Here is a 24,674-nt window from a genome sequence, read left to right on the forward strand (position 1 = left end):
ACGGATGAGCGCATGGACCTCGACCTGGCCCCTGTTCGATCTCGTGCTGCGGACGCCGCGGCTGGAGCTGCACCCGGTGCGCGACAGCGATCTGCCGGGACTCGCGGAGGCCGCCGCCGCCGGGATCCACGAGCCGGGACGGTCGCCCTTCCCGGCGCCCTGGGCCGAGGCGCCCGCTGAGGAGCTGCCCATGCAGCTCGCCCGCTACCACTGGTCGCTGCGGGCCGCGACGACGCACGACTCCTGGCGCGTCGCGTTCGCGATCCTCGAGGACGGCGTCGTGATCGGCTGCCAGGACCTGCTCGCCGACCGCTTCCGCGCGACCCGCTCCGTCTCCTCCGGATCCTGGCTCACCCGCCCGGCGCAGGGGCGCGGACTCGGGCGCGAGATGCGGGCCGCCGTGCTGATGCTGGCGTTCGACCACCTGGCCGCCGAGGTGGCCGAGAGCAGTGCCCTGGCCTGGAACGACGCCTCGATCCGCGTCTCCTCCGCACTCGGCTACGAGCCCAACGGGACGAGCCGGACCGTGGGAGCGGACGGCGCGGGCGTCGAGGAGACCCGGTTCCGCCTCACTCCGGACACCTTCGTGCGGCCCTCGTGGACCCTCGACGTCGGCGGCGTGGAGGACGCGCGCCGCGTCCTGCTCGGCCCTCCGGCGGACTAGAACCCCGTGAGGCTCCGCCGCAGGCCGCCGCCCGGATGCTCGCGGCGCAGGATCCCCCGCCGCCGCAGGATCGGGACCAGCTCGTCGAGCATCCGGTGCAGCGTCACGGGATGGAAGTCGCCGGAGAAGGCGATGCCGTCGTTGTCGGCGTCGTCGCCCAGCTCCTGGACGAAGTCGGCGACCTCCTCCGCCGTGCCCACGAGCCCGGCCCGGTCGGCGACGAGTCCGAGCCGCGCCTTCGCCGTGAGCAGCTCCCGCAGGGGCGCATCCGAGTCCGCCGAGCCGTAGAGGCCGGCGATGCTGCCGCGCGAGACGTGCCCGCCGAAGACGGAGGGATCGATCGCCCGATCGAGGTCGAGCGCGGTGAGGTCGGTCTCGAGATCGCTGGACCAGGCGGAGGCGATCGCGAGGAGCGCGGCCTCGTCCGGGTGCGCCGACGCGGCGACGAGGCGCTCCGCCTCCTCCCGACTCGACACGACGATCGGCTTCACGACGAAGAGGACCGTGAGGTCGTCCGGATCGCGGCCGTGCGACGCGGCCGCCGCCCGCGCCTTCTCGCGGTAGGCGCGCACGGTCGCGACGTCGAGCGAGGCGAGGGCGAGCTGGACGTCGGACTGCGCTCCCGCGAAGTCGATGCCGCGCGGCGAGCCTCCGGGGGACACGATGACCGGCTCCCCCGTGTCGAACGGCAGCGCGTTCAGCGGACCGTCGAAGGTGTAGTGCTCGCCGCGGTGGCGGACCGGGCGCAATCGGGTGCCGTCCGCGAACACGCCGGTCGCCGCGTCCTGGATCAGAGCGCCGTCGTCCCAGCTGCGCCAGAGTTCGCGGATCGAGTCGAGCCACTCGTGCGCGCGGTCGTAGGCCCCGTCGTGCGGCAGCGGCTCGAGTCCGAAGTGCCGGCTGCTGCCGACGTCGGTGACCACGTTGAGCCCGAGCCTGCCCTCGCTCAGGTGCTGCAGCGTCGCGAACTGGCGCGCCGCCTGGTACGGGCTCCAGGCCATCGGATTCACGGTGGGCGCGACACCGAGGTGCCGCGTCGCCTCGAAGAGGTACGGAGCGAGCAGGAGCGGGTCGTGCTTGGGCCCGCCGTAGGCGCGGCGCACGCGGAGATCGAGAGTGTCGGCGCTGCCGAGCGAGAGGGCGTCCTCGATGATCACGAGGTCGAAGCCCGCCTGCTCGAGCTCGCGGGCGCTCTGCCGGTAGAGGTCGGGCCCGGTCCAGCGCCGGTCCCAGTCCCAGTTCGGCTGCCCCCAGGCCTGCGGACCGAAGCCGCGCGAGAGGAACCAGGCGAAGTGCTGCGGCCTGCTCACGAGGCCGCCGCCAGGACGAGCGGGGAGGCGGAGGCGAGGAGTCCGGTCTCGAGGTCGGCGAGGAGGTCCTCGACGTCCTCGATGCCGATGGACAGGCGGAGCAGGCCCGGGCCGATCCCGGCGGCAGCGCGCTCCGCCTCCGTCCGACCCGTGTGCGTCGTGCTCGCCGGGTGCAGGACCAGAGAGCGGACGTCGCCGAGGTGCGTCATGCGGGTGAAGAGGGCGAGGGCGTCGGTGAAGCGGCGCGCCGCCTCCGCTCCCCCGCGCAGCGTGAACGAGAAGACCGAGCCCTGCCCGCGCGGGAGGTAGCGCTGCGCGAGAGCGTGCGACGGGCTCGAGGCCAGCCCGCTGTAGTCGACGCTCTCGATCTCGGGACGGCCCTCGAGCCAGCGCGCGACGACGAGTGCACTGCGCGACTGGTGGCGCACGCGGAGCGAGAGCGTCTCGAGTCCCTGCTCGAGCAGGAACGCCGTCAGCGGGGAGACGGTCGGGCCCATGCGGCCGGCGACCACGTCCCTGGCGTAGGCGAGGAAGGCCCGGCCGGGAGCGGCCGACGTCGCCGCGAGGTGCGGGAACGCGCCGGACCGGGCGCTCCAGTCGAACCGACCGGCGTCGACGATCGCTCCCGCGATGACGGCGCCGTGCCCCGCCAGGAACTTGCTGGCCGAGTGGACGACGACGTCGGCGCCGTGCTCGATCGGGCGCAGGAGGTACGGGGTCGCGAACGTGTTGTCCACGACGAGCGGGACGCCCGCGCGGTGCGCGACATCGGCCACGAGGCGGAGGTCGACGACGTCGTTCCGCGGGTTGGGGATCGACTCGACGAGGACGACCCGGGTCCGCGGAGTGATGGCGTCCTCCCACGCGAGCGGATCGTCGGCGTCCTCGACGAAGGTGGTCGTGATGCCCAGGCGCGCGAGGTTCTCGAGCAGGAGGTTCCTGGTGCCCTCGTAGAGGCTTGCGGCGGCCACGACGTGGTCGCCGGCCGAGGCGAGGGCGAGGAGGGCGACCGAGACCGCGGCCTGCCCGCTGCCGACGAGGAGCGCCTCCGCACCGCCCTCGAGCGCGGCGAGACGGCGCTCGACCGCATCGGTCGTCGGGTTGCCGACGCGGGTGTAGGTGTATCCGTCCGCTCCCGCGAACCGGTCGCGCGCCTCGTCGAACGAGTCGAAGCTGAAGCCGGCGGTGAGGTAGATCGGGGTGCGCCTGGCGTGCAGCGCGTCCTCTGCCGCCCCCTCGTGCAGCTGGCGGGTCGAGAACCCCCAGTCGTGCGTCCGCTCGCTCATCCTGCTCCGCCTCCCGTCCCCGCCCCGCGGCGGTGCCCCACGATGGCATGCGACACAGCGGAGGGTCGCGGACGTTACCCGCCGTGACGCGCAGCGCGCGGGACGGGCGGGAGCCGGTGCCGGGCCTCCTTCAGCAGAGGCGGTGACGACCGGACCGGATCACCAGAACATCGTGCCCGGCGCGCCCTTGAAGGGTCCGACGACGCGGGAGGTGATCCAGCCTCCGTAGAAGTCGCCCGGCTGGGGCTGCACCGTCTCGCCGTCGACCGTGCACGAGCCCATCCGCCCCGGGTACACGGCGACGGTGTCCTGCAGCACCTCGAAGCCGGGCATCGGCTCGGGGTAGGTCCAGCCCGCGCTCTCGGCGATCGATCCGCCGCCGCGGACGCTCAGGTACGAGGCCGCGCCCTTGAACTCGCAGACGCTGCGCCCCGGAGCCGGCTCGAGCGCGCCGTCCGCGAACGCGGAGCGGGGCAGGTAGTAGACGGGCGGGTGGCTGGTCTCGAGGACCCGGAAGGAGGCGCGGGTGTCGGCGACGACCACCCCGCCGAGCCGCACGACGACGTGCTCGGAGCTCGCCTCGACCCGTGGCGGCCTCGGGTAGTCCCAGACGGATTCCTGGCCCTCGGCGGGCGGTACGCGCTTCATCCCTCCACGCTACGCGCCACCGCCGAGCGGTCCTCCGCCTCCCAGCCGATGCCCGGCGGCTCCGCGTCCCGCGACCGCGGATCACCGCCCCGGCGGCACGCCGACCCGTCGGTCGCGTAACGTCGTCCTTGCGCCGGACCCCCCGAGACCGTGCGCAGAAGGATCCAGCGTGCCCACCGAATGCATCCACGGCCTCGACATCGCGCTCTGCGACGTCTGCTCCCCCGCCAAGGCTCCCGAGCCCGCGGCCGGGCGCACGCGCACCCCGGCGCGCGTCCCCGGGACCTCCCGCGCGGCCACCGCGCGAGCGGCGGCGCGAGGAACGGCCCGCGAGAAGCCCCTGCCCAAGGTCGACATCGCCGCCCAGCGGATCTACCACGTCACGCACATCGACAACCTCGCCGCGATCGTGGCGGCCGGAGCGATCCTGGCCGACGAGCACCTCCCCGAGCGTCCCGCCATGGACGTCAGCGCGGAGACCACGCGCGAGCACCGCCGCGCCGTCCAGGTCCGCGACGGAGCGAGCGTCGCCGGCTTCGTCCCCTTCTTCCTCTCGCCCGACGCGGCCCTCTGGGCCGATCTCCGCGGTGAGCGGGTGCTGCCGCACTGGTCGCCCCGCGCCCACGACACGACGGCGTCGCAGTACGTCGTCCTCGTCGGATCGCTGGCCTCGGCACCGGTCCTGAGCGACGGCGACGCGTCCCACGTCCTGACCCGCTTCACGGAGGGCGACGCCCTCGTCCGCACCTTCGCCCGCCTGCTCGTCGACGAGCCCGCGCTGCGCAGCGCGGAGGCACTCGTGCCGGAGCGGTTCCCGCTCGAGGAGATCGCCGTGGTCGGCGTGCCCTCGGTCACCACCCGCAACAAGGTGAAGGCGCTCTTCGAGGGCAGCTCCGCCTCACCGCGCGTCGCGGTCTACCCGCCCTGGTTCCACCCGGTCGCGGTCGAGGAGGAGTGAGCGCGGATCACGTCCCGCTCTGCAGATCGAGGCGCTCCGAGAGGTAGCGCTCGATCGGCATGAGACCCTGCTCGCCGAGGCCCGGCGCCCAGCGGACCAGGACGTCCGCGCCCCGCAGGGCGAGCGGCTCCGGATCTGCGCTCAGGCCGTCCGCGTCCAGCGCGAGCCTCCGCCAGCCGTAGTTGACGATCTCGCCCTCGCGGAACGGTCCGTCGAAGGCGGCGCGGCGGATCTCGCGGCGCGCCTCCTGCGACTCCGACTGGTTGTTCGCGTGCAGCGGCGCCACCGCGCGGGTGACCGATCCGACGGCGTAGAGCGAACCGGTCCTCTCCAGGAGCAGGACGCCGAGTCGCCAGGCCCTGGTGACCGGCGCCATGACCGGCGCGCGGCGGAAGCCGAGGATCGCCCGGGGCCGGCGTAGCTCGGCGAGAGCCTGATCGGCGACGCCTCGGCTCTCGAGCTCGGCGACCATCGAGGCGAGCACCTCCCCGAGGCGCTCAGCGGCCCGCGCCGCGTCGGTCGAGTGCGTCATGGGCCTCCTCCGGTCCGTGCCGGCCAGCCTAGAACGGGTGGCAGAGCGGATCCGAATCGGCGGGCCGGGTGGACGGGCCCGGATACGATCGCCTGACGACACCGAGGGAGGACGAGCGATGCGCGTCATCATGATGGGACCGCCCGGCGTGGGCAAGGGCACCCAGGCGGCGATCCTGGCCGGGACGCTCGGCGTTCCGGCGATCTCGACCGGCGAGCTCTTCCGCGCCCACGTGGCCGATGGCACGGACCTCGGACGGCGCCTGCGCACGATCGTGGAGGCGGGCCGCTACGTCCCCGACGAGATCACGAACGCGCTCGTCGCGGAGCGGCTCGACGAATCGGACGCGCAGGACGGCTTCATCCTCGACGGGTACCCGCGGACGCTCGCGCAGGTCGCGGAGCTCGACCGGATGCTCCGGGAGCGCGACGTGGAACTGGCGCGGGCGGTCCTGCTCGTGGCGGACACGGAGGTGGTGGTGGACCGGCTGCTCTCGCGCGCGGTGCAGCAGAAGAGAGCCGACGACGACGCCGAGGTGATCCGTCACCGGATCTCGGTGTACGAGCAGGAGACCGCTCCGCTCGAGCAGGTCTACGCCGAGGCGGGGATCCTCGTCCGCGTCGACGGCAGCGCCGGACAGGACGAGGTCGCCCGACGGGTGGCCGCGGCGTGCCGGTCGGAGTGACCGGGCACGCCGCGACGGCGGCTCAGATCGCCGAGGCGAGGACCTCGTCGAGCTTGGCCGAGGCCTCCTCGTCGGAGCCCTTGAGCGCGAGCGACAGCTCCGAGACCAGGATCTGACGCGCCTTCAGCAGCATGCGCTTCTCGCCGGCCGACACTCCGCCGGCCTGCTCGCGGCGCCACAGGTCGCGGACGACCTCGCTGACGCGGTACACGCTGCCGCTGGCCATCTTCTCCTGGTTGGCCTTGAAGCGGCGGGACCAGTTGCTGGCCTCCTCCGCGACGTCGCTGCGCAGGACGTCGTAGACCGCCTGGACTCCGGCGTCGTCGATGATCTCGCGCACGCCGACCAGCTCGGCGTTCTCGACGGGCAGGGTGATCGTGAGCTCGCTGGTGTGCACGTTCATGGTCATGAACGTCTTCTCGACGCCCTTGACCGAGCGCTTCTCGAGCCCGGTGATCGTCACCGCTCCGTGGTGCGGGTAGACCAGGGTCTCGCCGACCTCGAATGTCATCATGTCGTGCCTTTCATCGTGGGGCCTGTGGTGGGAGGAATCGGGGTTCCGAGCGGCGCATCGGCCAGCCACGGAGGAAGGAGGGCGACGAGCTGCTCGACCAGCTCCTCGTCAGTGCCGTCGATCGAGCCGGCGAGCCAGGCTCCGACGACGGCGAGGACGCCGCCCGCGGCGAAGGTCGCGGTGAGCTCCGGGTCGACGGATGCGGGGACGCCGGCACGGGCCAGGACCTCGCGGTGCAGGCCCAGCACTGTGTCGAGCACGGCGTCGTCCGAGGCGACGCGGGCCGACGCGCGGGCGCGGAGCCGGGCGTGGAAGGCGTGCCGGTCGACGAGGCGCTCGACGAGCCGCGCGTAGCCGCGCCGCAGCGCGGTGGCTCCGGTGCGGTCCTCCGCGTCCCCCTCGGCGACCTCGGCGACGACAAGGTCCTCGCGCAGCAGAGCGGAGGCGACCGCGGCCGCGTCCTCGAAGTGCGCGTAGAAGGAGCTGCGGCTGATGCCGGCCTCGCGGACGATGTCGCTGACGGCGATGCCCTCGGTCCGCTGCTCGCCGTCGTGCATCACGAGCCGCTCGACCGCATCGAAGACGCGGCGACGCGTCCGGCGGGCCCGGGGATCGGCCGACGCGGGGCCGTGGGGTGCGCCCGCTCCGTGCAGGGAGGCGACGCGAGCGGAAGTCATCGACGACAGTCTACCACTTCCCGGACAGGTGTTCGGGAGTGACGGTCACGTGGTGCCGCAGTCAGCGGCGGTGCGCCTCCTCGAGTCGGCCGAGTCGCGTCCTCGCCGCGCGCTCGCTGGGCGAGAGGCGACCGAGATAAATCTCCAGGCCCCGCATCAGGAGCCGGTTGGCCGTGATCGCCGGCCACCAGGGGCGGCGGAGCCCGAGCAGCCGGCGGACCTCCGGACGGAGGGAGGCGACGGCACCGGCGAAGAGCAGCGGGTAGACGACGCCGGCCTCGCCGGGGAGGCGGATGTCGCGGAGGAACCCGACCGCCTCGCGGACCCGCTCGTCCGGCTTGAGCTCCGCCGCGAAGCCCACGAGCTGCTCCCGGAGCTCGGCGACGCTCTCGGGCGGGTTCGGCACTCCGAGCAGGCGGCCCGACTCCGCCCACTCGCGGACGTAGGCGTCGGGACCGCCCGGAATCGGACGACCCCAGATCTCGTGGGTACTGAGGAAGGCGTCGGTGAAGGCGTCGTGCACCCAGAGCAGCAGGTGCGGATCCTGCGCCGAGTAGGGGCGCTCGGCGCCGGCCGCGTCCTCGTAGGTCCCGGTGATCCGCTCGTGCACGCCGGTCACCCAGCGGGCGGCCCCGGTGGCGGCCGCGCGGTCGCCGAAGCTCGTCGTCAGCACCCAGCGGACGGTGTTGTCCAGACGCCCCATCGGATCCTCGCGATACGTCGAATGGTCGTGGACCCCGGCCATCGCGCCCGCGTGCAGGGTCTGCATCAGGAGCGCCCTGACACCGGCGATCATCGTCGGCATCGCTCCGTTGACCGCCCACACCGCACTGCCGGGACCGAAGAGTCCCGGGCCCTCGCCCTGCTCGAGTGCGACGACCCAGTCGGGGCGGGGACGGGGGCGGCGGCGGCTCATCCGGCCAGTGTGCGCTCGCCCCCTGTACCGCGGCTGTCTGTCACCCTTTCGGCCTAACGCGCCTCGCTACTCGGCCAGCAGCTCGCGTACGTCGTCGGCCGTCAGCGCCTGCGAGAACAGCTCCCCGTCGTCCAGGACGGCGGCGCCGAGGCGGGCCTTGCGCTCCTTCAGCCGCACGATCTTCTCCTCGATCGTGTCGAGGGCGACCAGACGGTAGACGTTGACCCGGCGCTGCTGCCCGATGCGGTGCGCCCGGTCGACGGCCTGGGCCTCGGCCGCCGGGTTCCACCAGGGGTCGAGGATGAAGACGTGGTCCGCCTCCGTGAGGGTGAGGCCGGTGCCGCCCGCCTTCAGGCTGATGAGGAACACCGGCGCGTCGCCGGAGCGGAAGGACTCGACGACTCCCGCCCGGTCGCGCGTCGATCCGTCGAGCTGCACGAACGGGACCCCGCGCGCCCGCAGTCGCTCCGCCGCCCGCTCCAGGTACGTGGTGAACGTGCTGAAGACGAGCGCGCGCCGTCCCTCGGCCAGCACGTCGTCGAGCTGCTCCACCAGAGCGTCGAGCTTGGCCGAGGGCACGTGCCGGTAGGAGGGATCGACCAGGGAGGCGTCGAGCGCCAGCATCCGCAGGAGGGTGAGCGAGCGGAAGACGGTGAACCGCTGCCGGTCGAGGTCCTCGACCAGGCCCAGCAGCTTCCTCCGCTCGCGCTGCAGATAGCCGTCGTAGAGCACGCGGTGCGCGGGAGCGAGGGTCACCTCGATCGTCTGCTCCTGCTTCTCGGGCAGCTCGGGCGCGACCGCCTCCTTCGTCCGGCGCAGGAGGAACGGGCGCACGCGTCGGCGGAGGCGCTCGAGCCGGCGGCGGGCTCCCTCCTCCTGCGAGACGGTCCGCCCCTCGGACAGGTCGGGCGACGCGATGCCCAGCGGCGCTTCCGCGTGCTGGATCGGCCGCGTGTACTCCTCCTGGAACCGGCGCAGCGGGGGCAGGAGGCCGGGCGCCGTCAGCGCGAGGATCGCCCAGAGCTCGTCGAGCGAGTTCTCGAGCGGAGTGCCGGTCAGCGCGAGCACGATCGGCGCGCCGAGCGAGCGAGCCGCCCGGTGGGTCTGCGAGGCGGGGTTCTTGACGAACTGGGCCTCGTCGAGGACCAGGGCGGACCAGCTCCGAGCAGCCCACTCCTCCGCGGCCAGGCGCAGGACGGCGTAGCTCGTGACGACGAGATCGGCATCGTCCGGTATCCCCGCGACCCCGGTCCGCGCGCTCGACACCGTGTGCACCCGCAGCCCGGGGGCGAAGCGCGCCGCCTCGGAGGCCCAGCCGGGCACCACCGAGGTCGGAGCGACCACGAGGAACGGCGCGCACCGCTCCCCCGACGCGCGCGCCTGCTCGACCGCCTCCAGCATCATCGCGAGGGCCTGCAGGGTCTTGCCGAGCCCCATGTCGTCGGCGAGGATCCCGCCGAGACCGTGCCGTCGGCGGTGGGCGAGCCACGAGTACCCCTCCTGCTGGTAGGGCCGGAGCTCGGCGCGGAGGCCCTCCGGAGCGGCGACGTCTCCCGGAACCCCGGCGGCCAGCGCCTGCTGCAGGACCTGCCGCCACGCGTCCGAGGCGACGCTGTCGTCGGCGAGCTCCTCCAGCTCCTCCCACAGCGCCGTCTGGTGCCGGCCGAGCCGCGGACCCGTCTCCCACTCGTCGAGCTGATCGGCGCGGTTCAGCAGCTCGCGCAGTCGATCGAGCCCCGGATGGGCGAGCGAGAGGTAGGAGTGGTCGACGAGCCGGATGCGGTCGCCCCCGGCCGAGAGCGCGCGGAACAGTGGGAGGAAGGGCACGCTCACGTCGCCGATCCTGACGACGACGGCCAGGTCGAACCAGTCGGCGTCCGCGGTGTCGACGGCGGTCACCGTGAGGGTGAGATCGCCGTTTAGGAGCCGGTAGTCTGGCGGGACGCCCTCGCGCTCCACCCGCACCCCGCCGACCTCCTCGAGACGCGGCAGGTGTTCGACGACGAACACCGCGGCGTCCGCTCCGCGCAGGAGGGCACCGGCCGCGAGATCGGGGACGACGGGGGACCCGACATCCGCGAGCGTGGCGGTCGCGCGGCGCAGGATCGCCGCCTCGAGGAACCCCGTGCCCTCGCCGTCGATCTCGCTCGAGCGATCGGCGCTGCGCCGCCAGCGCCAGCTCACCCGCACTGCGCGGCGGGGCTCGAAGGACACTGTGCAGACCAGCCTCGGCGGCTCCGGCTCGTCGATCTCGACGCCCGGTCCGCTCGGCCGGACGGCGACCCGCCCGCGCAGGGCGGGGAGGTGGTCGTGGAGGAACTCGTCGACGTCCTCTGCGGGCACGCTCGTCGCCTCCGGATGGCGGAGCAGACGCAGCTCCTCGTCCTCCAGCGCTGCCGCGGCCGGCGCGAGGAGCAGTGCGGACGGATCCCCGCCCTCGACGAGGTAGACGCCGTGGCGCGCGACCGGGCGGACCTCGTCGAGCTGCCGGTCCTCCTCGCCGAGGCGGAGGACCGGTCGCAGCTCGAGCGCTCCGGACCGGTCGGTCGCGAGGAGTGCGACGTGCGCCGCCGGACCCAGGCGCACCGCGCTGCGGTCCGGCGCCAGGAGGGGGATCCCGAGGGCGGGGGCCTGCTCGAGCAGGCGCCAGAGCAGTGGGCTCTCGTAGTCGTCGAGGTGGATCCAGTCGGGGTCCTGCCCGAGGTGCACGGTCCGCGTCGCGCGGTGCAGGGCGGCGAACTCCGCGAACCAGCGCTGGTGGGCCGGATCGAGCGAGAGGCGGTGCGTCTGGAAGTTCAGCGACTTCCAGGTGAGCGTCGAGCGGTTCCAGGCCCCGCCGCGCCCCGGGACGACGGGCCGCGTGGCGAGCCGGTGGTCGTCGCGGGCGGCGGGGTCGTAGTCCTTCGCGCCGACGCGCTCGCTCGTCGGCGCCCGCCACGGATCGTCGGCGCGTCGCACGAGACGGCGCAGCTCGAACTGCAGCCCGATGGGAGTGAGCGGCCCGGCCACGACGTCCGGCCGCTCCTCCGAGCCGCTGAGCTCGCCGAGACGGGCGCGCCAGGCGGACGGGAGCGGTTCGGGAGGCACGGCCCCATGCTCCCACGGCCCTCCGACACGCTCGCCGGTCCCCCGCAGGACCGCTGCGGCGAGGAGAATCGGCGCATGACCACGAGCGACTCCCCCACCCCTGTCCGCCTCGAGATCGGGAGCGATGAGCTCCGCGTCTCCGTCACCACGGCCGGAGCCGAGCTCACGTCGCTCCGCGATGCCGGAGGACTCGAGTACCTCTGGCAGGCGGGCCCGGAGTGGCGGCGGCACGCGCCCGTCCTGTTCCCGATCATCGGCCGCCTGCCCGACGACACCCTCCACCACGACGGCGTCTCCTACCCGATGGGGCAGCACGGCTTCGCGCGCGATCGGGCGTTCGAGCTCGCGGGCGCCTCGGGCGACGAGGCCGTGTTCCGGCTCCGCAGCGACACTGCGACCCGCGAGGTCTTCCCGTTCGACTGGACCCTGCTCGTCGCGTACGCCGTGACCGGATCGACGCTGCGGATCACGCAGACCGTCGAGAACCGCGGAACCGGGCCGCTGGGCGCGTCGGTGGGCAACCACCCGGCGTTCGCGCTGCCGCTCCCCGGCGGGAACGGCGAGCACCGCATCCGCTTCGCCGAGGAGGAGCCGGAGGGCTTCCGCCGCGCGCCGGGGAACCTGCTCGCCGAGCCGCGCTTCCCCTCACCGCTCGTCGACGGCGCCCTCGTCGTCGACGACGCCTGGTTCGAGAAGGACGCGGTGATCTTCGACACTCCGAAGCGCCGCGTGATGACCCTCGAGGCCGACGGAGCCCGCTCGATCACCGTCGACGCGGGCGACTTCGACGTCGTCGGCATCTGGAAGCCGGTCGGCGCCCCGTTCGTCTGCATCGAGCCCTGGCGCAGCATCCCCACGCCGGCGGGCTGGGACGGCGACATCGTCGACAAGCCCGGGCAGTTCGTGCTGGCACCGGGCGAGCAGCGGGCCTTCTCCTACAGTATCGCACTCAGCTGAAGGTCCTCGCGCTGCAGCTGCGCGTCGAGGAGCTCGAAGCGGCGGATGATCAGCCCCTCGCGGGTGGCCCACGGGCAGATCACGAGCTTCTCGACGCCGAGCGCGTCCATGGCCGCCTCGGCGACCAGGGCGCCGGCGAGCAGCTGCGGCGCGCGGAGGGAGGAGACGCCGGGCAGCGCGGAGCGGTCGGCCGCGCTGATCGCCGCCAGTCGCGAGCTCCAGAGCCGGAGGTCGACGAGGTGCAGCTCGCGGCGCACCAGGGGGCCCGCGGCGCTCGGAGCGGCGCCGGTGATGCGCGCGAGCGAGCGGAACGTCTTCGAGGTGCCGGCGACCAGATCGGGACGGCCCAGCGCGAGGAACGCGCGGGCGGGATCGGCGAGCAGGTCGCGCGCGTGCCGTCGTGCGGCCTTGACGCTCACGGCCGACGGAGGATCGCCCTGCAGCAGGTCGCGCGTCACCCGCCCCGCACCCAGCGGCACCGAGACGGCCAGCTCCGGCACCTCGTCGACGCCCATCGACAGCTCGAACGAGCCGCCGCCGATGTCGAGATCGAGGATCGAGCCGGCGCCCCAGCCGAACCAGCGACGGACGGCCAGGAAGGTGGCGGACGCCTCGGCCTCTCCGCCGAGCTCCTGGAGGTGCACGCCGGTCTCCTCGCGGACGCGGGCGAGCACCTCGGCGCCGTTGCCCGCCTCTCGGATCGCCGAGGTCGCGAAGGCGAGGACGTCCTCCGCGCGGTGCTCGCGAGCGACGTCGCGCGCCTCCGTCACGAACGAGATCAGCTCGCGCTGCCCCTCCTCAGTGATGTCCCCTGCGGCGTCCAGGTACGCGACCAGCGCGAGGCTGCGCTTGTGCGAGCGGTACGGGACGGGGCGGGCTCCGGGATGAGCGTCGACGAGGAGCAGGTGGACCGTGTTGGAGCCGATGTCGAGCACGCCGAGTCGCATGCGCCCACGCTAGCGCGGCGCCGCCCGCGCTCCGGACACGCCTGAGTGGTCCGCGACCGAGGTCCGGAGCCGATGCGGCCTCCCGAGCCGTTCCCTTCGCGCGGCGAGATCAGCAGGACGACCGCGTGAGCGGGGTCCGACAGCCGGGAGGACGTGGGCCTCGATACGCCGCTGCGCGGCTACTCGACCAGCAAGGGTGGCGTCCGCCCCTGGTCCAGGCGCAGCGCGACTCATCGACCAGCCGGGGTGGCGCAGGCTCCTGGTCCCGCAGTGCCGCGGACGACCACCTCCGCCCCTCCCAGGGTCACCGACGATCCGCGTGCCAGCGGATCGTCGTACCCGGACCGCGACCCGCTCCCTGATACGCGACCCTCTGCGAAAGCCGACCGCGCGACGATCGACGAGGAACGAGGAGAACGTCGACAAAGGTGCGACGGGTCACCGGCGATCCGCGTGCGAGCGGATCGTCGTACCCGGAACGCGACCCGCTCCTCCCCCCGCAACCATCTGCGGTAGCCGACTGCGCGACGTCCGACGAGGAACGAGGAGGACGTCGAAAAGGGCCCGGCCGCGATGCGGCCGGGCCCTTTTCGACGACTCAGTGGTCCCAGTTCTCCACCGGCTCGACCGAGCTGGAGGAGCCGACGACGTGCACGCGCATGTCGTTGGTGGTGCCCGCGCGTCCGGGGGGCGAGCCGGAGACGACGACGACCGTCTCGCCGGGCTTCGCGAGGCCCTTGTTGAGCAGCACGGCGTCGACCTGCGCGAACATCGCGTCGGTGTGGTTGACGCGCGGCGTGACGAAGGACTGGACGCCCCAGTTGAGCGCCATCCGTCGGCGGACGGCGGGCTCCGGGGTGAAGCCGATGATCGGGATGCCGTGGCGCAGGCGGGTCATGCGGCGCACGGAGTCGCCCGACTCGGTGAACACGCAGAGGAACTTCGCCTCGACGAACTCGGCGACCTCGGCGGCGGCGAGGGTGACCGAGCCGCCCTGGGTGCGCGGCTTGCTGCCGAGCGGGGGGATCCGCTCGAGGCCGTGCTCCTCGGTCGACTCGACGATGCGCGCCATGGTCTGGACGGTCACGACCGGCCAGGCTCCGACGCTGGTCTCGCCCGAGAGCATGACCGCGTCGGCGCCGTCGAGGATCGCGTTCGCGACGTCGGACGCCTCGGCGCGGGTGGGGCGGGGGCTCTCGATCATCGACTCGAGCATCTGCGTCGCGACGATGACGGGCTTGGCCCAGCGGCGGGCCAGCTCGACGGCGTGCTTCTGCACGATCGGCACCGCCTCCAGGGGCAGCTCGACACCGAGGTCGCCGCGGGCGACCATGATGCCGTCGAAGACGTCGATGATCTCCTGCAGGTTGTCGACCGCCTGCGGCTTCTCGATCTTGGCGATGACGGGGGCCTTGCGACCCTCCTCCGCCATGATCTCGTGCACGCGGGTGATGTCGCTCGCGTTGCGCACGAAGGAGAGCGCGATGATGTCGGCGCCCAGGCGGATCGCCCAGCGCAGGTCGTCCTCGTCCTTCTGCGACAGCGCGGGGACGTTCACGGCGACACCGGGCAGGTTGATGCCCTTGTTGTTCGAGACGTTGCCGGGGACGACGACCTCGGTGACGACGCGGGGGCCCTCGACGGCCGTGACGCGGACCGCGACCTTGCCGTCGTCGATGAGGAGCATGTCGCCCGGGTTCACGTCGTCGGGCAGGCCCTTGAACGTGGTGCCCGAGAGCTCCTTGGTGCCCAGGACGTCCTCGGTCGTGATGGTGAAGACGTCGCCCTCGGCGAGGGCGTACGGGCCGCCCTCGAACTTGCCGAGGCGGATCTTCGGGCCCTGGAGGTCGACCAGGATCGCGACCGCGCGGCCGGCGTCGTCGGCCGCCTTGCGGACGATGCGGTAGATGCCCTCGTGGACGTCGTAGCTGCCGTGGCTGAGGTTCATGCGGGCCACGTCCACGCCGGCGTCGATGATCGCACGAATGGTCTCGTACGACGACGTTGCCGGGCCGAGGGTGGCGACGATTTTCGCTCGTCTCATTGAGGGGGTGCTCCGTTGTTCTGCGCCCGGAGGCGCGTCGTTAGCGGGGAGGGTGAGCAGGGATTGCCAGCGCGAGACTATCGCCTCGGCGGGACTAGAGGGTGAAGCCGCGGTCGTTCGGGCCGACGGGCGCGGGGAGCTGCGTGGTGCCCTCGAGGTAGCGGTCGACCTCGGCCGCGACTGAGCGGCCCTCGGCGATCGCCCACACGATGAGCGACTGGCCGCGACCGGCGTCTCCGGCGACGAACACGCCGGGCGCGGTCGTCTCGAAGTTGGCGCCGCGGTCGACGTTGCCCCGTTCCGTGAACGGGACGGACAGCTGACCGGCGAGGCGGTCCGACTCCGGGCCGGTGAAGCCCAGGGCCAGCAGGACCAGGTCGGCCGGGATCTCGCGCTCGGTGCCGCTCTTGGGGACGCGGCGGCCGTCGAGGTACTCGGTCTCGGCCACGCGCACGGCACGGACCTCGCCGACCTCGTTGGAGAGGAACTCCACGGTGGAGGCGAGGAACATCCGCTCGCCGCCCTCCTCGTGGGCGCTCGAGACCTCGAACACGGTCGGGTCCATCGGCCAGGGCTGGCTGTCCGGACGCTCCGACGGCGGCTGCTTGCCGATCGCCAGGTTGGTGACCGAGGCGGCCTTCTGACGGTGCGCCGTGCCGATGCAGTCGGCTCCGGTGTCGCCGCCGCCGAGGACCACGACGTGCTTGCCCTCGGCGCTGATCTGCTCGAAGACGGTGTCGCCCGCGAGCACGCGGTTGGACTGCACGAGGTACTCCATGGCGAAGTGCACACCCGAGAGGTCGCGGCCCGGGATCGGCAGGTCGCGCGGCACGAGGGCGCCGGTCGCGACCACGACGGCGTCGTAGCGCGCCCGGAGGTCGTCCCAGGTGATGTCGGAGCCGATGTCGACGCCCGCGCGGAAGCGGGTGCCCTCGGCCTTCATCTGGTTCAGTCGCAGCTCGAGGTGCTTCTTCTCCATCTTGAAGTCCGGGATGCCGTAGCGCAGGAGGCCGCCGATGCGGTCGTCGCGCTCGTACACGGCGACGGTGTGCCCGGCGCGGGTGAGCTGCTGCGCGGCCGCGAGGCCCGCGGGACCGGAGCCGACGACCGCGACGGTCTTGCCGGTGAGGCGCTCGGGCGGGTGCGGCTGCACCCAGTCGTTGCCGAAGGCCTGATCGATGATCGAGACCTCGATCTGCTTGATCGTGACCGCGGGCTGGTTGATGCCGAGCACGCAGGACGACTCGCACGGAGCCGGGCAGAGCCGGCCCGTGAACTCGGGGAAGTTGTTCGTCGCGTGCAGGCGCTCGATGGCCTGGCGGCCCTCGCCGCGCCACATCAGGTCGTTCCACTCCGGGATCAGGTTCCCGAGCGGGCAGCCCTTGTGGCAGAACGGGATGCCGCAGTCCATGCAGCGTCCGGCCTGGCGACGCAGCACGGCGGAGTCGCCCTGCTCGTACACCTCTTTCCAGTCCATCAGCCGCACGGACACCGGGCGCCGCTTGGGCAGCTCCCGGTCCTGCACCTTCAGGAACCCCTTGGGATCAGCCACCGGTCACCTCCAGAATCCGTCCCCAGACGACGTCGCCGTCGGGGTCGAGCCCCTCCTCGACAGCGGATGCGCGCGTCGCGAGCACCGCGGCGAAGTCGCGGGGCAGTACCTTGACGAAACGCGAGACGGTTCCGTCGAAATCGTCGAGCATGCCCTGGGCCAGGGTGGACTCGGTCTCGGCGACGTGTCGCTCGAGCAGGTCGCGGAGCATCTCGACGTCGGCGCTGTCGAGCGCCGAGAGCGTGAGCTCCCCGGAGGCGAGCGCGTCGCGGTTGACGAGCTCGCGCTTCAGGCCGTGCACGTAGGCCGTGCCGCCGGACATGCCGGCGCCGAGGTTGCGCCCGGTGTCGCCGAGGATCACGGCGAGTCCGCCGGTCATGTACTCGAGGGCGTGGTCGCCCACTCCCTCGACGACCGCGGTCGCTCCGGAGTTGCGGACCAGGAAGCGCTCGCCGACCATGCCGCGGATGAACATCGTGCCCTGGGTCGCCCCGTAGCCGATGACGTTGCCCGCGATCACGTTGGTCGACGCGTCGAAGGTGCTGCGGCGGTCGGGCCGCACCACGATCTGACCGCCCGAGAGACCCTTGCCGACGTAGTCGTTCGAGTCGCCCTCGAGCCGCAGGGTGATGCCCGCGGGGAGGAAGGCGCCGAGCGACTGCCCGGCCGAGCCGCGCAGCGACACGACGATGGAGTCGGCCGGCAGCCCGTTCTCGCCGAAGCGGACGGTGACCTCGTGGCCGAGCATCGTGCCGACGGCGCGCTCGGTGTTCTTGATCTCGCGCTCGATCGCGACGGTGCCGCGGTGGTCGAGCACGTTCGCCGCGAGCCGGATGAGCTCGTTGTCGAAGTGCTTCTCGAGCTCGTGCTCCTGCGCGCGTCCGTGGCGGCGCGGCTCCTCGGCCGTGAAGACGGGGCCGACCAGGATCGGCGTGAGGTCGAGACCGCTCGCCTTCCAGTGCTCGATCGCCTGGTTGACGTCGAGCAGCTCGCGGTGGCCGACGATCTCGTCGATGCTCCGGTAGCCGAGCTGCGAGAGGTACTCGCGCACCTCCTGGGCGATGAACTCGAAGAAGTTGACGACGAACTCGGGCTTGCCCGAGAAGCGCTTGCGCAGCTCCGGGTTCTGCGTGGCGACGCCGACGGGGCAGGTGTCGAGGTGGCAGACGCGCATCATGATGCAGCCCTCGACGATCAGCGGAGCGGTGGCGAAGCCGAACTCCTCCGCTCCCAGCAGCGCGCCGATCACGACGTCGCGTCCGGTCTTCATCTGTCCGTCGACCTGCACCACGACGCGGTCGCGCATGCCGTTGAGCATGAGGGTCTGCTGCGTCTCGGCCAGGCCGAGCTCCCACGGGGTTCCCGCGTGCTTGAGCGAGTTGACCGGGCTCGCGCCCGTTCCCCCGTCGTGACCCGAGACCAGGATGACGTCGGCCAGGGCCTTCGCCGTTCCCGCCGCGACCGCGCCGATGCCGGACTGGCTGACCAGCTTGGCGTGGATGCGGGCCGAGGGGTTCGCGCGCTTGAGGTCGAAGATCAGCTGCTTGAGGTCCTCGATCGAGTAGATGTCGTGGTGCGGCGGCGGCGAGATGAGGCCGACGCCGGCGGTCGCGTGACGGGTGCGCGCGATCCACGGGTACACCTTGGTCGGCGGCAGCTGACCGCCCTCGCCAGGCTTGGCGCCCTGGGCGAGCTTGATCTGGATGTCGTCGGCGTGGGTGAGGTACATGCTCGTGACGCCGAAGCGCCCGGAGGCGACCTGCTTGATGGCGGAGCGGCGCTCGGGGTCGAGCAGTCGCTCCGTGTCCTCACCGCCCTCGCCCGTGTTCGACTTGGCGCCGAGGCGGTTCATCGCGATCGCGAGCGTCTCGTGCGCCTCGGGCGAGATGGAGCCGTAGCTCATCGCTCCCGTCGAGAAGCGCTTGACGATCGACTCGACCGGCTCGACCTCGTCGATCGGCACCGGCGTGCGGCCCTCGGTGTCGAGCGTGAACATGCCGCGCAGGGTCATGAGCGAGCTCGCCTGGTCGTCGACCATCTTCGTGTACTCGCGGAACACGTCGTAGCGGCGGTTGCGCGTGGAGTGCTGCAGGCGGAAGACGGTGTCGGGGTTGAAGAGGTGCGGAGCACCGTCGCGGCGCCACTGGTACTCGCCGCCGACCGCCAGACGCTCGTGCGCGACGACCGCGCCGTCCTCCGGGTACGCGGCGCGGTGGCGCGCGGCGTTCTCCTCGGCGACGACGTCGATCCCGATGCCGCCGAGCTTCGAGACGGTGCCGGTGAAGTACTGGTCGACGAAGGCCTGGCTGAGGCCGACGGCCTCGAAGGTCTGCGCTCCCGCGTAGCTCGACACGGTCGAGATGCCCATCTTGGACATGATCTTGAGGACGCCCTTGCCGAGCGCCTTAATCACGTTCTTCACAGCCTTCTCGGGCGAGATGTCCGAGAGCATGCCGCTGCGGACGAGCTGCTCGCAGGTCTCCATCGCGAGGTACGGGTTGACCGCGGACGCGCCGTAGCCGATCAGCGTCGCGACGTGGTGCACCTCGCGGACGTCGCCGGCCTCGACGACCAGCCCGACGCGCATCCGGTTCTCGGTGCGGATCAGGTGGTGGTGCACGGCGGCGAGCATCAGCAGCGACGGGATCGGAGCGAGGTCCTTCGTGGAGTCGCGGTCCGAGAGCACGAGGAACTGCGCTCCGGCGGCGATCGCCTCGTCGGCTTCGCTGCACATCTCGTCGATGCGGTCCTGCATGGCGCGCGGCCCGGCATCGACGCGGTAGAGGCCGCGGATCGTCGTCGTGATGTGGCTGAGCGGACGCGGCGCGATGTGCTGGATCTTGGCCAGCTCGTCGTTGTCGATCACCGGGAAGTCGAGGACGACCTGGCGGGCGTGCTCGGCTCCGGCCGACAGCAGGTTGCGCTCCGGGCCGAGCCCGAGGCGCAACGACGTGACGACCTCCTCGCGGATGGAGTCGAGCGGCGGGTTGGTGACCTGCGCGAACGCCTGGGTGAAGTAGTCGAACAGCAGTCGGGGGCGCTTGGACAGCACGGCGACAGGCGTGTCCGAGCCCATCGCTCCGAGCGGTTCGGCGCCGGCCTTCGCCATGGGCAGCAGGAGGAGGCGGACCTCCTCCTCGGTGTAGCCGAACGTGCGCTGACGGCGGTTCACGGACGCCGGCGTGTGCACGATGTGCTCGCGCTCGGGCAGGTCCTTGAGGTTGATCCGGCCCTTGTCGAGCCACTCCTCGAAGGGGTCGGACTTGGCGAGCTGGCCCTTGATCTCCTCGTCCTCGACGATGCGGCCCTGCTCCGTGTCGACCAGGAACATGCGTCCGGGCTGCAGGCGTCCCTTGCGGACCACCTTCGCGGGGTCGATGTCGAGCACGCCGATCTCGCTCGCGAGCACGACGAGACCGTCGTCGGTGACGACGTAGCGGCCCGGACGCAGCCCGTTGCGGTCGAGCGTGGCGCCGACGAGCTCGCCGTCGGTGAAGACGATCGCGGCGGGGCCGTCCCACGGCTCCATGAGCATCGAGTGGTACTCGTAGAACGCGCGGCGCTTCTGGTCGATCGCGGCGGCCTGGTTCTCCCACGCCTCCGGCACCATCATCATGATCGCGTGCGGCAGCGAGCGGCCGGCGAGGTTGAGGAGCTCCACGGTCTCGTCGAACGAGGCGGAGTCGCTGCGGCCGGGAGAGACGATCGGGAACAGCGGCGAGAGGTCGCCCAGCTCCTTGCTCTTCAGCTGGGACTGGCGGGCGCGCATCCAGTTGCGGTTGCCCTGCACGGTGTTGATCTCGCCGTTGTGCGCGATCATCCGGAAAGGCTGCGCGAGCGGCCAGGACGGGAACGTGTTCGTCGAGTACCGCGAGTGCACGAGGGCGAGCTTCGAGGTGAAGCGCTCGTCCTGCAGGTCGGGGTAGAACGGCTCCAGCTGGAGGGTCGTGACCATGCCCTTGTAGACGAGCGTGCGGCTCGACAGCGACATGAAGTACACCTCGAGCTCGCGCTCGACGCGCTTGCGGAGGCGGAAGGTCAGCCGGTCCAGGCGCACTGAGGAGAACGGAGTGCCGGTCTCGTCGGTCAGGTCGCTCCGGACGTAGAGCTGCTCGATCGCGGGCATCGCGGCGCGCGCGAGCGTGCCGATCTCGTCGGGCTGCACCGGGACGGAGCGCCAGCCGACGACCGTCAGGTTCTCCTCGCGGGCGATCTCGGCGATCGTCGACTTCACCCGCTCGCGCTCGAAGACGTCGACCGGGAGGAACGCGTTGCCGACGGCGTACTGCCCGAGCGGGGGCAGCTCGAACGTCGCGACCGCGCGGAGGAAATCGTCTGGGATCTGCGTGATGATGCCGGCGCCGTCGCCGGTGCCCGCATCGGAGCCGACCGCGCCGCGGTGCTCGAGATTGCGCAGGGCGTCGAGCGCGGCGTCGATGATGTCGTGCCCGGCGGTGCCGCGCATGGTGGCGACCATCGCGAGTCCGCAGGCGTCCTTCTCGGCGCTGGGGTCGTACATCCCCTGGGCGGGCGGAGTGCCGAGGAACGGCACGACGGGGACGCGGGGCGAGGGCTGGGCGGGTGCCATGTCAGGAACCGTCCTCACGAGAGTTGTGGCGGATGGGGACGTCGCTGGCCCGCAGGGTGGTGATGGAGGGTCGGCTCCCCGATCGGGAGGGCCGTGTCGTGGGGGTCACGCGCCGTCGGCGTGACCGCACGGACGACACGCGGCAGCGCTTGTGGCTGAGCCGTGGAGTGCGATCGTGCGGTTGTCGGGCATCGGACGGGAGGCCGCGGAGTTCCGCGGCCTCCGTCAGGTGCGGGAGACCGTCTTCGTGTCGGCGTCGTCGCCGGAAGCAGTGCTGGTGGGTGCGTGCGAGTCGGACTCGACGTCCTCGAATTCTACCCCAGCCGCTTCGGGCTTCCACTCCTTGCCGGGCCGGTACGGGGACGGCTCATCGCCGGTGTGCTCGCGACCCTGGACGATGACGATCGCGAGGCCGATCACGACGGCGATCAGGGCGGCCCACACGTTGGTGCGGAGCCCCAGGAGCACCTCGCTCGGGTCGATGCGGATCGACTCGAACCAGATGCGGCCGATGCCGTACCAGACGAGGTACACGCCGAAGACGTCGCCCCACTGGAGTCGGAAGCGGCGCTCGGCGACGAGGATGACGCCGATGCCGACGACGTTCCAGAGGATCTCGTACAGGAAGGTGGGGTGGAACAGGGTGTCGGCGGGGAGTCCGACGGGGAAGGCGGGGTTGGAGGACGGGACCTCGAGCCCCCACGGCAGAGTGGTCGGGAGTCCGTAGAGCTCGACGTTGAACCAGTTGCCCAGGCGGCCGAGGGCCTGCGCGGCGAGCATGCCGGGCGCGAGGGCGTCGGCGAAGGTCCAGAAGCGGATCCCGGTCCAGCGGCAGCCGATCCAGGCGCCGACCGCGCCTCCGATCAGACCGCCGAAGATGGCGTTGCCGCCCTCCCAGATGTAGAGGGTGCGCAACAGATCGGCGCCCTCGAAGAAGTAGTCGCCGGGGTGGGTGAGCACGTGGTAAACGCGAGCACCGACGATGCCGAGCGGGACGGCCCAGATGATGATGTCGAGCACGACCCACGGCTCGGCACCGCGGCGCTTGAGGCGCGCGTTCGTCATGATCGTGGCGACCACGATGCCGGCGAGGATGCACAGCGCGTAGGTGTGGATCGAGAAGGTCCGCTCGAAGAGCGTGAAGTCGTACTGACTCCACGCCTCGGGCGGGCTCGGGATGCTCAGCGGTACGGACACCGGTACGTCGACCTTTCGAACGGAGGGGCTCCCCGGGCACGACGACGTCGCGCCCCGACGGGCATCCCGATTGTAGTGGGAGGCGTCAGGCGCGCGGACGCGTTCCGGCTGCCAGACCGCGTGCCGTCTCGGCCACCGCGTCGACTCCTCCGGAGGCGAGGGCGCGGACGAGCGCCGAGCCCACGATCGCACCGTCGGCGTAGGCGAGGATCTCGGCGACCTGCTCCCCCGTCGAGATGCCCAGGCCCACGCACGCGCTGTCGGAGCCCGCGCTGCGCAGGCGGTCGACGAGCGTGCGCGCGGCGGTGTCGACGTCGGTGCGGGCCCCGGTGATGCCCATGGTGGACACCGCGTAGACGAAGCCGCGGCTCGAGGAGACCGCCTGGCGCAGTCGCTCGTCGGTCGAGGACGGAGCGGCCAGGAACACGCGGTCGAGACCGAGCCGCTCGGAGACCGCGATCCACTCGGCGCCCTCGTCCGGGATCAGGTCGGGCGTGATGAGGCCCGAGCCGCCCGCCTCCGCGAGGTCGGTCGCGAAGCGCTCGACCCCGTACTGCAGCACGGGGTTGTAGTAGGTCATCACCAGCACGGGCACGTCGACCCGGGCGCGGATCTCGCGCACGGCCTCGAAGCCGTGGCGCAGTCTGAACCCGCCGGCGATCGCGGTCTGGGTCGCCTCCTGGATCACGGGGCCGTCCATGACCGGATCGGAGTAGGGCAGGCCCAGCTCGATCGCATCGACGCCGTTCTCGGCCATGGCGACCGCGGCGTCGATGCTCGTCGCGAGGTCGGGGAAGCCGACCGGGAGGTAGCCGATCAGGGCGCCCGCCGCCTCCGTGTTGCGACGGCGGACGGTCTCGGCGACGCTCGGTCCCACTCCGCTCACGACTGCACCGCTCCCTGGTCCATCAGGCCGAAGTAGTGCGCGGCCGTCGTCATGTCCTTGTCGCCGCGTCCCGAGAGGTTGACCAGGATCGTCGCCTCGGGGCCGAGCTCGCGGCCGAGCTCGAGCGTGCCGGCGAGGGCGTGCGCGGACTCGATCGCGGGGATGATGCCCTCGGTGCGGCTGAGGAGCTTGAGCGCGTCCATCGCGGCGCCGTCGGTGACCGCGCGGTAGTCGGCGCGCCCGATGCTCGCGAGCCAGGCGTGCTCCGGGCCCACGCCCGGGTAGTCGAGACCGGCCGAGATCGAGTGCGACTCGACGGTCTGGCCGTCCTCGTCCTGGAGGAGGAAGCTGCGCGCGCCGTGCAGGACGCCGGGACGCCCCTTGCTGATCGTGGCCGCGTGGCGCGGGGTGTCGATCCCGTCGCCGCCGGCCTCGAAGCCGACGAGGCGGACCTCGGGGTCGTCGAGGAAGGCGTGGAAGATGCCCATGGCGTTGGAGCCGCCGCCGACGCAGGCCGTGACGGCCGTGGGGAGCGAGCCGGTCAGCTCGAGGACCTGCTCGCGCGCCTCCTCGCCGATGATCTTCTGGAAGTCGCGCACGAGCGCCGGGAACGGGTGCGGGCCCGCGACGGTGCCGAAGATGTAGTTCGTCGTCTCGACGTTCGTCACCCAGTCGCGCATGGCGTCGTTGATCGCGTCCTTGAGGGTGCGCGAGCCGGTCGTCACCGAGACGACCTCGGCGCCCAGGAGGCGCATGCGGGCGACGTTCAGCGCCTGGCGCTCGGTGTCGACCTCGCCCATGTACACGACGCAGTCGAGGCCGAAGAGGGCCGCGGCGGTCGCGGTGGCGACGCCGTGCTGTCCCGCGCCGGTCTCGGCGATGACGCGCGACTTGCCGATGCGCTTGGTGAGCAGCGCCTGGCCCAGCACGTTGTTGATCTTGTGCGAGCCGGTGTGGTTCAGGTCCTCGCGCTTGAGGATGATGCGCGCACCGCCCGCGTGCGCGGCGAAGCGCGGCACCTCGGTGATGATCGAGGGGCGCCCGGTGTAGCTGCGGTGCAGCTCCATGAGCTCCGCGTGGAACTCCGGGTCGACCTTGGTGCGCTCGTACTCGGCGCTCAGCTCGTCGAGCGCCTCCACGAGGGATTCGGGGACGTAGCGACCGCCGAAGTCGCCGAAGTAGGGGCCGAGTTCGTCTCGGAGGGCCATGGCAGTACCGCCAGTCGG

Annotated in this window: 19 protein-coding genes; 4 read left to right on the forward strand and 15 right to left on the reverse strand. The window is 72.1% G+C overall.

Annotated features, from left to right (window positions below):
• Nucleotides 1-4 precede the first annotated feature (4 nt).
• Nucleotides 5-664, forward strand: coding sequence for a GNAT family N-acetyltransferase (locus C1I63_RS14670; protein ID WP_107575252.1), 660 nt, complete (start codon nt 5-7; stop codon nt 662-664).
• Here the strand turns inward: C1I63_RS14670 and C1I63_RS14675 are convergent.
• From C1I63_RS14675 to C1I63_RS14685, 3 genes are all read right to left on the reverse strand, one after another.
• Nucleotides 661-1,974, reverse strand: coding sequence for an NtaA/DmoA family FMN-dependent monooxygenase (locus C1I63_RS14675; protein ID WP_107575253.1), 1,314 nt, complete (start codon nt 1,972-1,974; stop codon nt 661-663). The two genes, C1I63_RS14670 and C1I63_RS14675, sit on opposite strands and share 4 nt — an antisense overlap.
• A complete protein-coding gene (locus tag C1I63_RS14680) occupies nt 1,971-3,260 on the reverse strand; it encodes an O-acetylhomoserine aminocarboxypropyltransferase/cysteine synthase family protein (protein WP_107575254.1) in 1,290 nt (429 codons plus the stop codon). The genes C1I63_RS14675 and C1I63_RS14680 overlap by 4 nt, the downstream gene beginning before the upstream one ends.
• 159 nt (nt 3,261-3,419) lie before the next feature.
• Nucleotides 3,420-3,908, reverse strand: a complete 489-nt coding sequence (locus tag C1I63_RS14685) for a DUF427 domain-containing protein (protein ID WP_107575255.1) — start codon at nt 3,906-3,908, stop codon at nt 3,420-3,422.
• A 169-nt stretch (nt 3,909-4,077) separates the two neighbouring features.
• On the opposite strand from C1I63_RS14685, the gene C1I63_RS14690 reads away from it, so the two are divergent.
• A complete protein-coding gene (locus C1I63_RS14690; RefSeq protein ID WP_146168471.1) occupies nt 4,078-4,866 on the forward strand; it encodes a DarT ssDNA thymidine ADP-ribosyltransferase family protein in 789 nt (262 codons plus the stop codon).
• A 7-nt stretch (nt 4,867-4,873) separates the two neighbouring features.
• Here the strand turns inward: C1I63_RS14690 and C1I63_RS14695 are convergent, their stop codons facing one another.
• On the reverse strand, nt 4,874-5,398 hold the full coding sequence (locus C1I63_RS14695; RefSeq protein ID WP_055791891.1) for a hypothetical protein: 525 nt from the start codon (nt 5,396-5,398) through the stop codon (nt 4,874-4,876).
• 118 nt (nt 5,399-5,516) lie between these two features.
• Here C1I63_RS14695 and C1I63_RS14700 point away from each other — a divergent pair, with 118 nt between their 5' ends.
• A complete protein-coding gene (locus tag C1I63_RS14700) occupies nt 5,517-6,083 on the forward strand; it encodes an adenylate kinase (RefSeq protein ID WP_055791888.1) in 567 nt (188 codons plus the stop codon).
• A 22-nt stretch (nt 6,084-6,105) separates the two neighbouring features.
• On the opposite strand, the gene C1I63_RS14705 is transcribed toward C1I63_RS14700, so the two are convergent.
• From C1I63_RS14705 to C1I63_RS14720, 4 genes are all read right to left on the reverse strand, one after another.
• Nucleotides 6,106-6,594 (reverse strand): CarD family transcriptional regulator, encoded by a 489-nt coding sequence (locus C1I63_RS14705; protein WP_055793090.1) that lies wholly within the window; start codon nt 6,592-6,594, stop codon nt 6,106-6,108.
• Nucleotides 6,594-7,274, reverse strand: coding sequence for a TetR/AcrR family transcriptional regulator (locus tag C1I63_RS14710; protein WP_107575257.1), 681 nt, complete (start codon nt 7,272-7,274; stop codon nt 6,594-6,596). Before C1I63_RS14710 ends, C1I63_RS14705 begins: the two co-directional genes overlap by 1 nt.
• Nucleotides 7,275-7,335: 61 nt before the next feature.
• On the reverse strand, nt 7,336-8,190 hold the full coding sequence (locus C1I63_RS14715) for an oxygenase MpaB family protein (protein ID WP_107575258.1): 855 nt from the start codon (nt 8,188-8,190) through the stop codon (nt 7,336-7,338).
• 66 nt (nt 8,191-8,256) lie between these two features.
• On the reverse strand, nt 8,257-11,277 hold the full coding sequence (locus C1I63_RS14720) for a DEAD/DEAH box helicase (protein WP_244907096.1): 3,021 nt from the start codon (nt 11,275-11,277) through the stop codon (nt 8,257-8,259).
• A 75-nt stretch (nt 11,278-11,352) separates the two neighbouring features.
• On the opposite strand from C1I63_RS14720, the gene C1I63_RS14725 reads away from it, so the two are divergent.
• Nucleotides 11,353-12,234: an aldose 1-epimerase family protein gene (locus C1I63_RS14725; protein WP_170116395.1), complete on the forward strand. Its 882-nt coding sequence runs from the start codon at nt 11,353-11,355 to the stop codon at nt 12,232-12,234.
• Here C1I63_RS14725 and C1I63_RS14730 read toward each other — a convergent pair.
• From C1I63_RS14730 to trpB, 7 genes are all read right to left on the reverse strand, one after another.
• The gene (locus C1I63_RS14730; RefSeq protein WP_107575260.1) at nt 12,213-13,181 is read right to left on the reverse strand and encodes a Ppx/GppA family phosphatase; all 969 of its coding nucleotides are present in this window, start codon (nt 13,179-13,181) and stop codon (nt 12,213-12,215) included. The genes C1I63_RS14725 and C1I63_RS14730 overlap by 22 nt on opposite strands.
• A gap of 598 nt (nt 13,182-13,779) precedes the next feature.
• Nucleotides 13,780-15,225 (reverse strand): pyruvate kinase, encoded by a 1,446-nt coding sequence (pyk, locus tag C1I63_RS14735; RefSeq protein WP_055791872.1) that lies wholly within the window; start codon nt 15,223-15,225, stop codon nt 13,780-13,782.
• Nucleotides 15,226-15,319: 94 nt separating this feature from the next.
• Complete coding sequence (locus C1I63_RS14740; RefSeq protein WP_107575261.1) at nt 15,320-16,777, reverse strand: glutamate synthase subunit beta; 1,458 nt, start codon at nt 16,775-16,777, stop codon at nt 15,320-15,322.
• Entirely contained in the window at nt 16,770-21,365 is a 4,596-nt protein-coding gene (gene gltB / locus C1I63_RS14745) for a glutamate synthase large subunit (RefSeq protein ID WP_107575262.1), read from the reverse strand. The genes C1I63_RS14740 and gltB overlap by 8 nt, the downstream gene beginning before the upstream one ends.
• Before the next feature lie 225 nt (nt 21,366-21,590).
• Nucleotides 21,591-22,562, reverse strand: a complete 972-nt coding sequence (gene lgt / locus C1I63_RS14750; RefSeq protein WP_235576891.1) for a prolipoprotein diacylglyceryl transferase — start codon at nt 22,560-22,562, stop codon at nt 21,591-21,593.
• 85 nt (nt 22,563-22,647) lie between these two features.
• On the reverse strand, nt 22,648-23,448 hold the full coding sequence (gene trpA / locus C1I63_RS14755; protein WP_107575263.1) for a tryptophan synthase subunit alpha: 801 nt from the start codon (nt 23,446-23,448) through the stop codon (nt 22,648-22,650).
• Nucleotides 23,445-24,656: a tryptophan synthase subunit beta gene (trpB, locus tag C1I63_RS14760; RefSeq protein ID WP_107575264.1), complete on the reverse strand. Its 1,212-nt coding sequence runs from the start codon at nt 24,654-24,656 to the stop codon at nt 23,445-23,447. Before trpB ends, trpA begins: the two co-directional genes overlap by 4 nt.
• Nucleotides 24,657-24,674 lie beyond the last annotated feature (18 nt).

The organism is Rathayibacter caricis DSM 15933 (genome assembly GCF_003044275.1).
Classification (GTDB): Bacteria; Actinomycetota; Actinomycetes; order Actinomycetales; family Microbacteriaceae; genus Rathayibacter; species Rathayibacter caricis.

What these genes read in the sequence shown, in the direction of transcription:
- C1I63_RS14670 (WP_107575252.1), top strand. Translation starts at nt 5, where the DNA reads ATGAGCGCATGGACCTCGACCTGGCCCCTGTTCGATCTCGTGCTGCGG.
- C1I63_RS14680 (WP_107575254.1), bottom strand. Translation starts at nt 3,260, where the DNA reads ATGAGCGAGCGGACGCACGACTGGGGGTTCTCGACCCGCCAGCTGCAC.
- C1I63_RS14685 (WP_107575255.1), bottom strand. Translation starts at nt 3,908, where the DNA reads ATGAAGCGCGTACCGCCCGCCGAGGGCCAGGAATCCGTCTGGGACTAC.
- C1I63_RS14695 (WP_055791891.1), bottom strand. Translation starts at nt 5,398, where the DNA reads ATGACGCACTCGACCGACGCGGCGCGGGCCGCTGAGCGCCTCGGGGAG.
- C1I63_RS14700 (WP_055791888.1), top strand. Translation starts at nt 5,517, where the DNA reads ATGCGCGTCATCATGATGGGACCGCCCGGCGTGGGCAAGGGCACCCAG.
- C1I63_RS14705 (WP_055793090.1), bottom strand. Translation starts at nt 6,594, where the DNA reads ATGACATTCGAGGTCGGCGAGACCCTGGTCTACCCGCACCACGGAGCG.
- C1I63_RS14710 (WP_107575257.1), bottom strand. Translation starts at nt 7,274, where the DNA reads ATGACTTCCGCTCGCGTCGCCTCCCTGCACGGAGCGGGCGCACCCCAC.
- C1I63_RS14715 (WP_107575258.1), bottom strand. Translation starts at nt 8,190, where the DNA reads ATGAGCCGCCGCCGCCCCCGTCCCCGCCCCGACTGGGTCGTCGCACTC.
- C1I63_RS14725 (WP_170116395.1), top strand. Translation starts at nt 11,353, where the DNA reads ATGACCACGAGCGACTCCCCCACCCCTGTCCGCCTCGAGATCGGGAGC.
- C1I63_RS14730 (WP_107575260.1), bottom strand. Translation starts at nt 13,181, where the DNA reads ATGCGACTCGGCGTGCTCGACATCGGCTCCAACACGGTCCACCTGCTC.
- pyk (WP_055791872.1), bottom strand. Translation starts at nt 15,225, where the DNA reads ATGAGACGAGCGAAAATCGTCGCCACCCTCGGCCCGGCAACGTCGTCG.
- gltB (WP_107575262.1), bottom strand. Translation starts at nt 21,365, where the DNA reads ATGGCACCCGCCCAGCCCTCGCCCCGCGTCCCCGTCGTGCCGTTCCTC.
- trpB (WP_107575264.1), bottom strand. Translation starts at nt 24,656, where the DNA reads ATGGCCCTCCGAGACGAACTCGGCCCCTACTTCGGCGACTTCGGCGGT.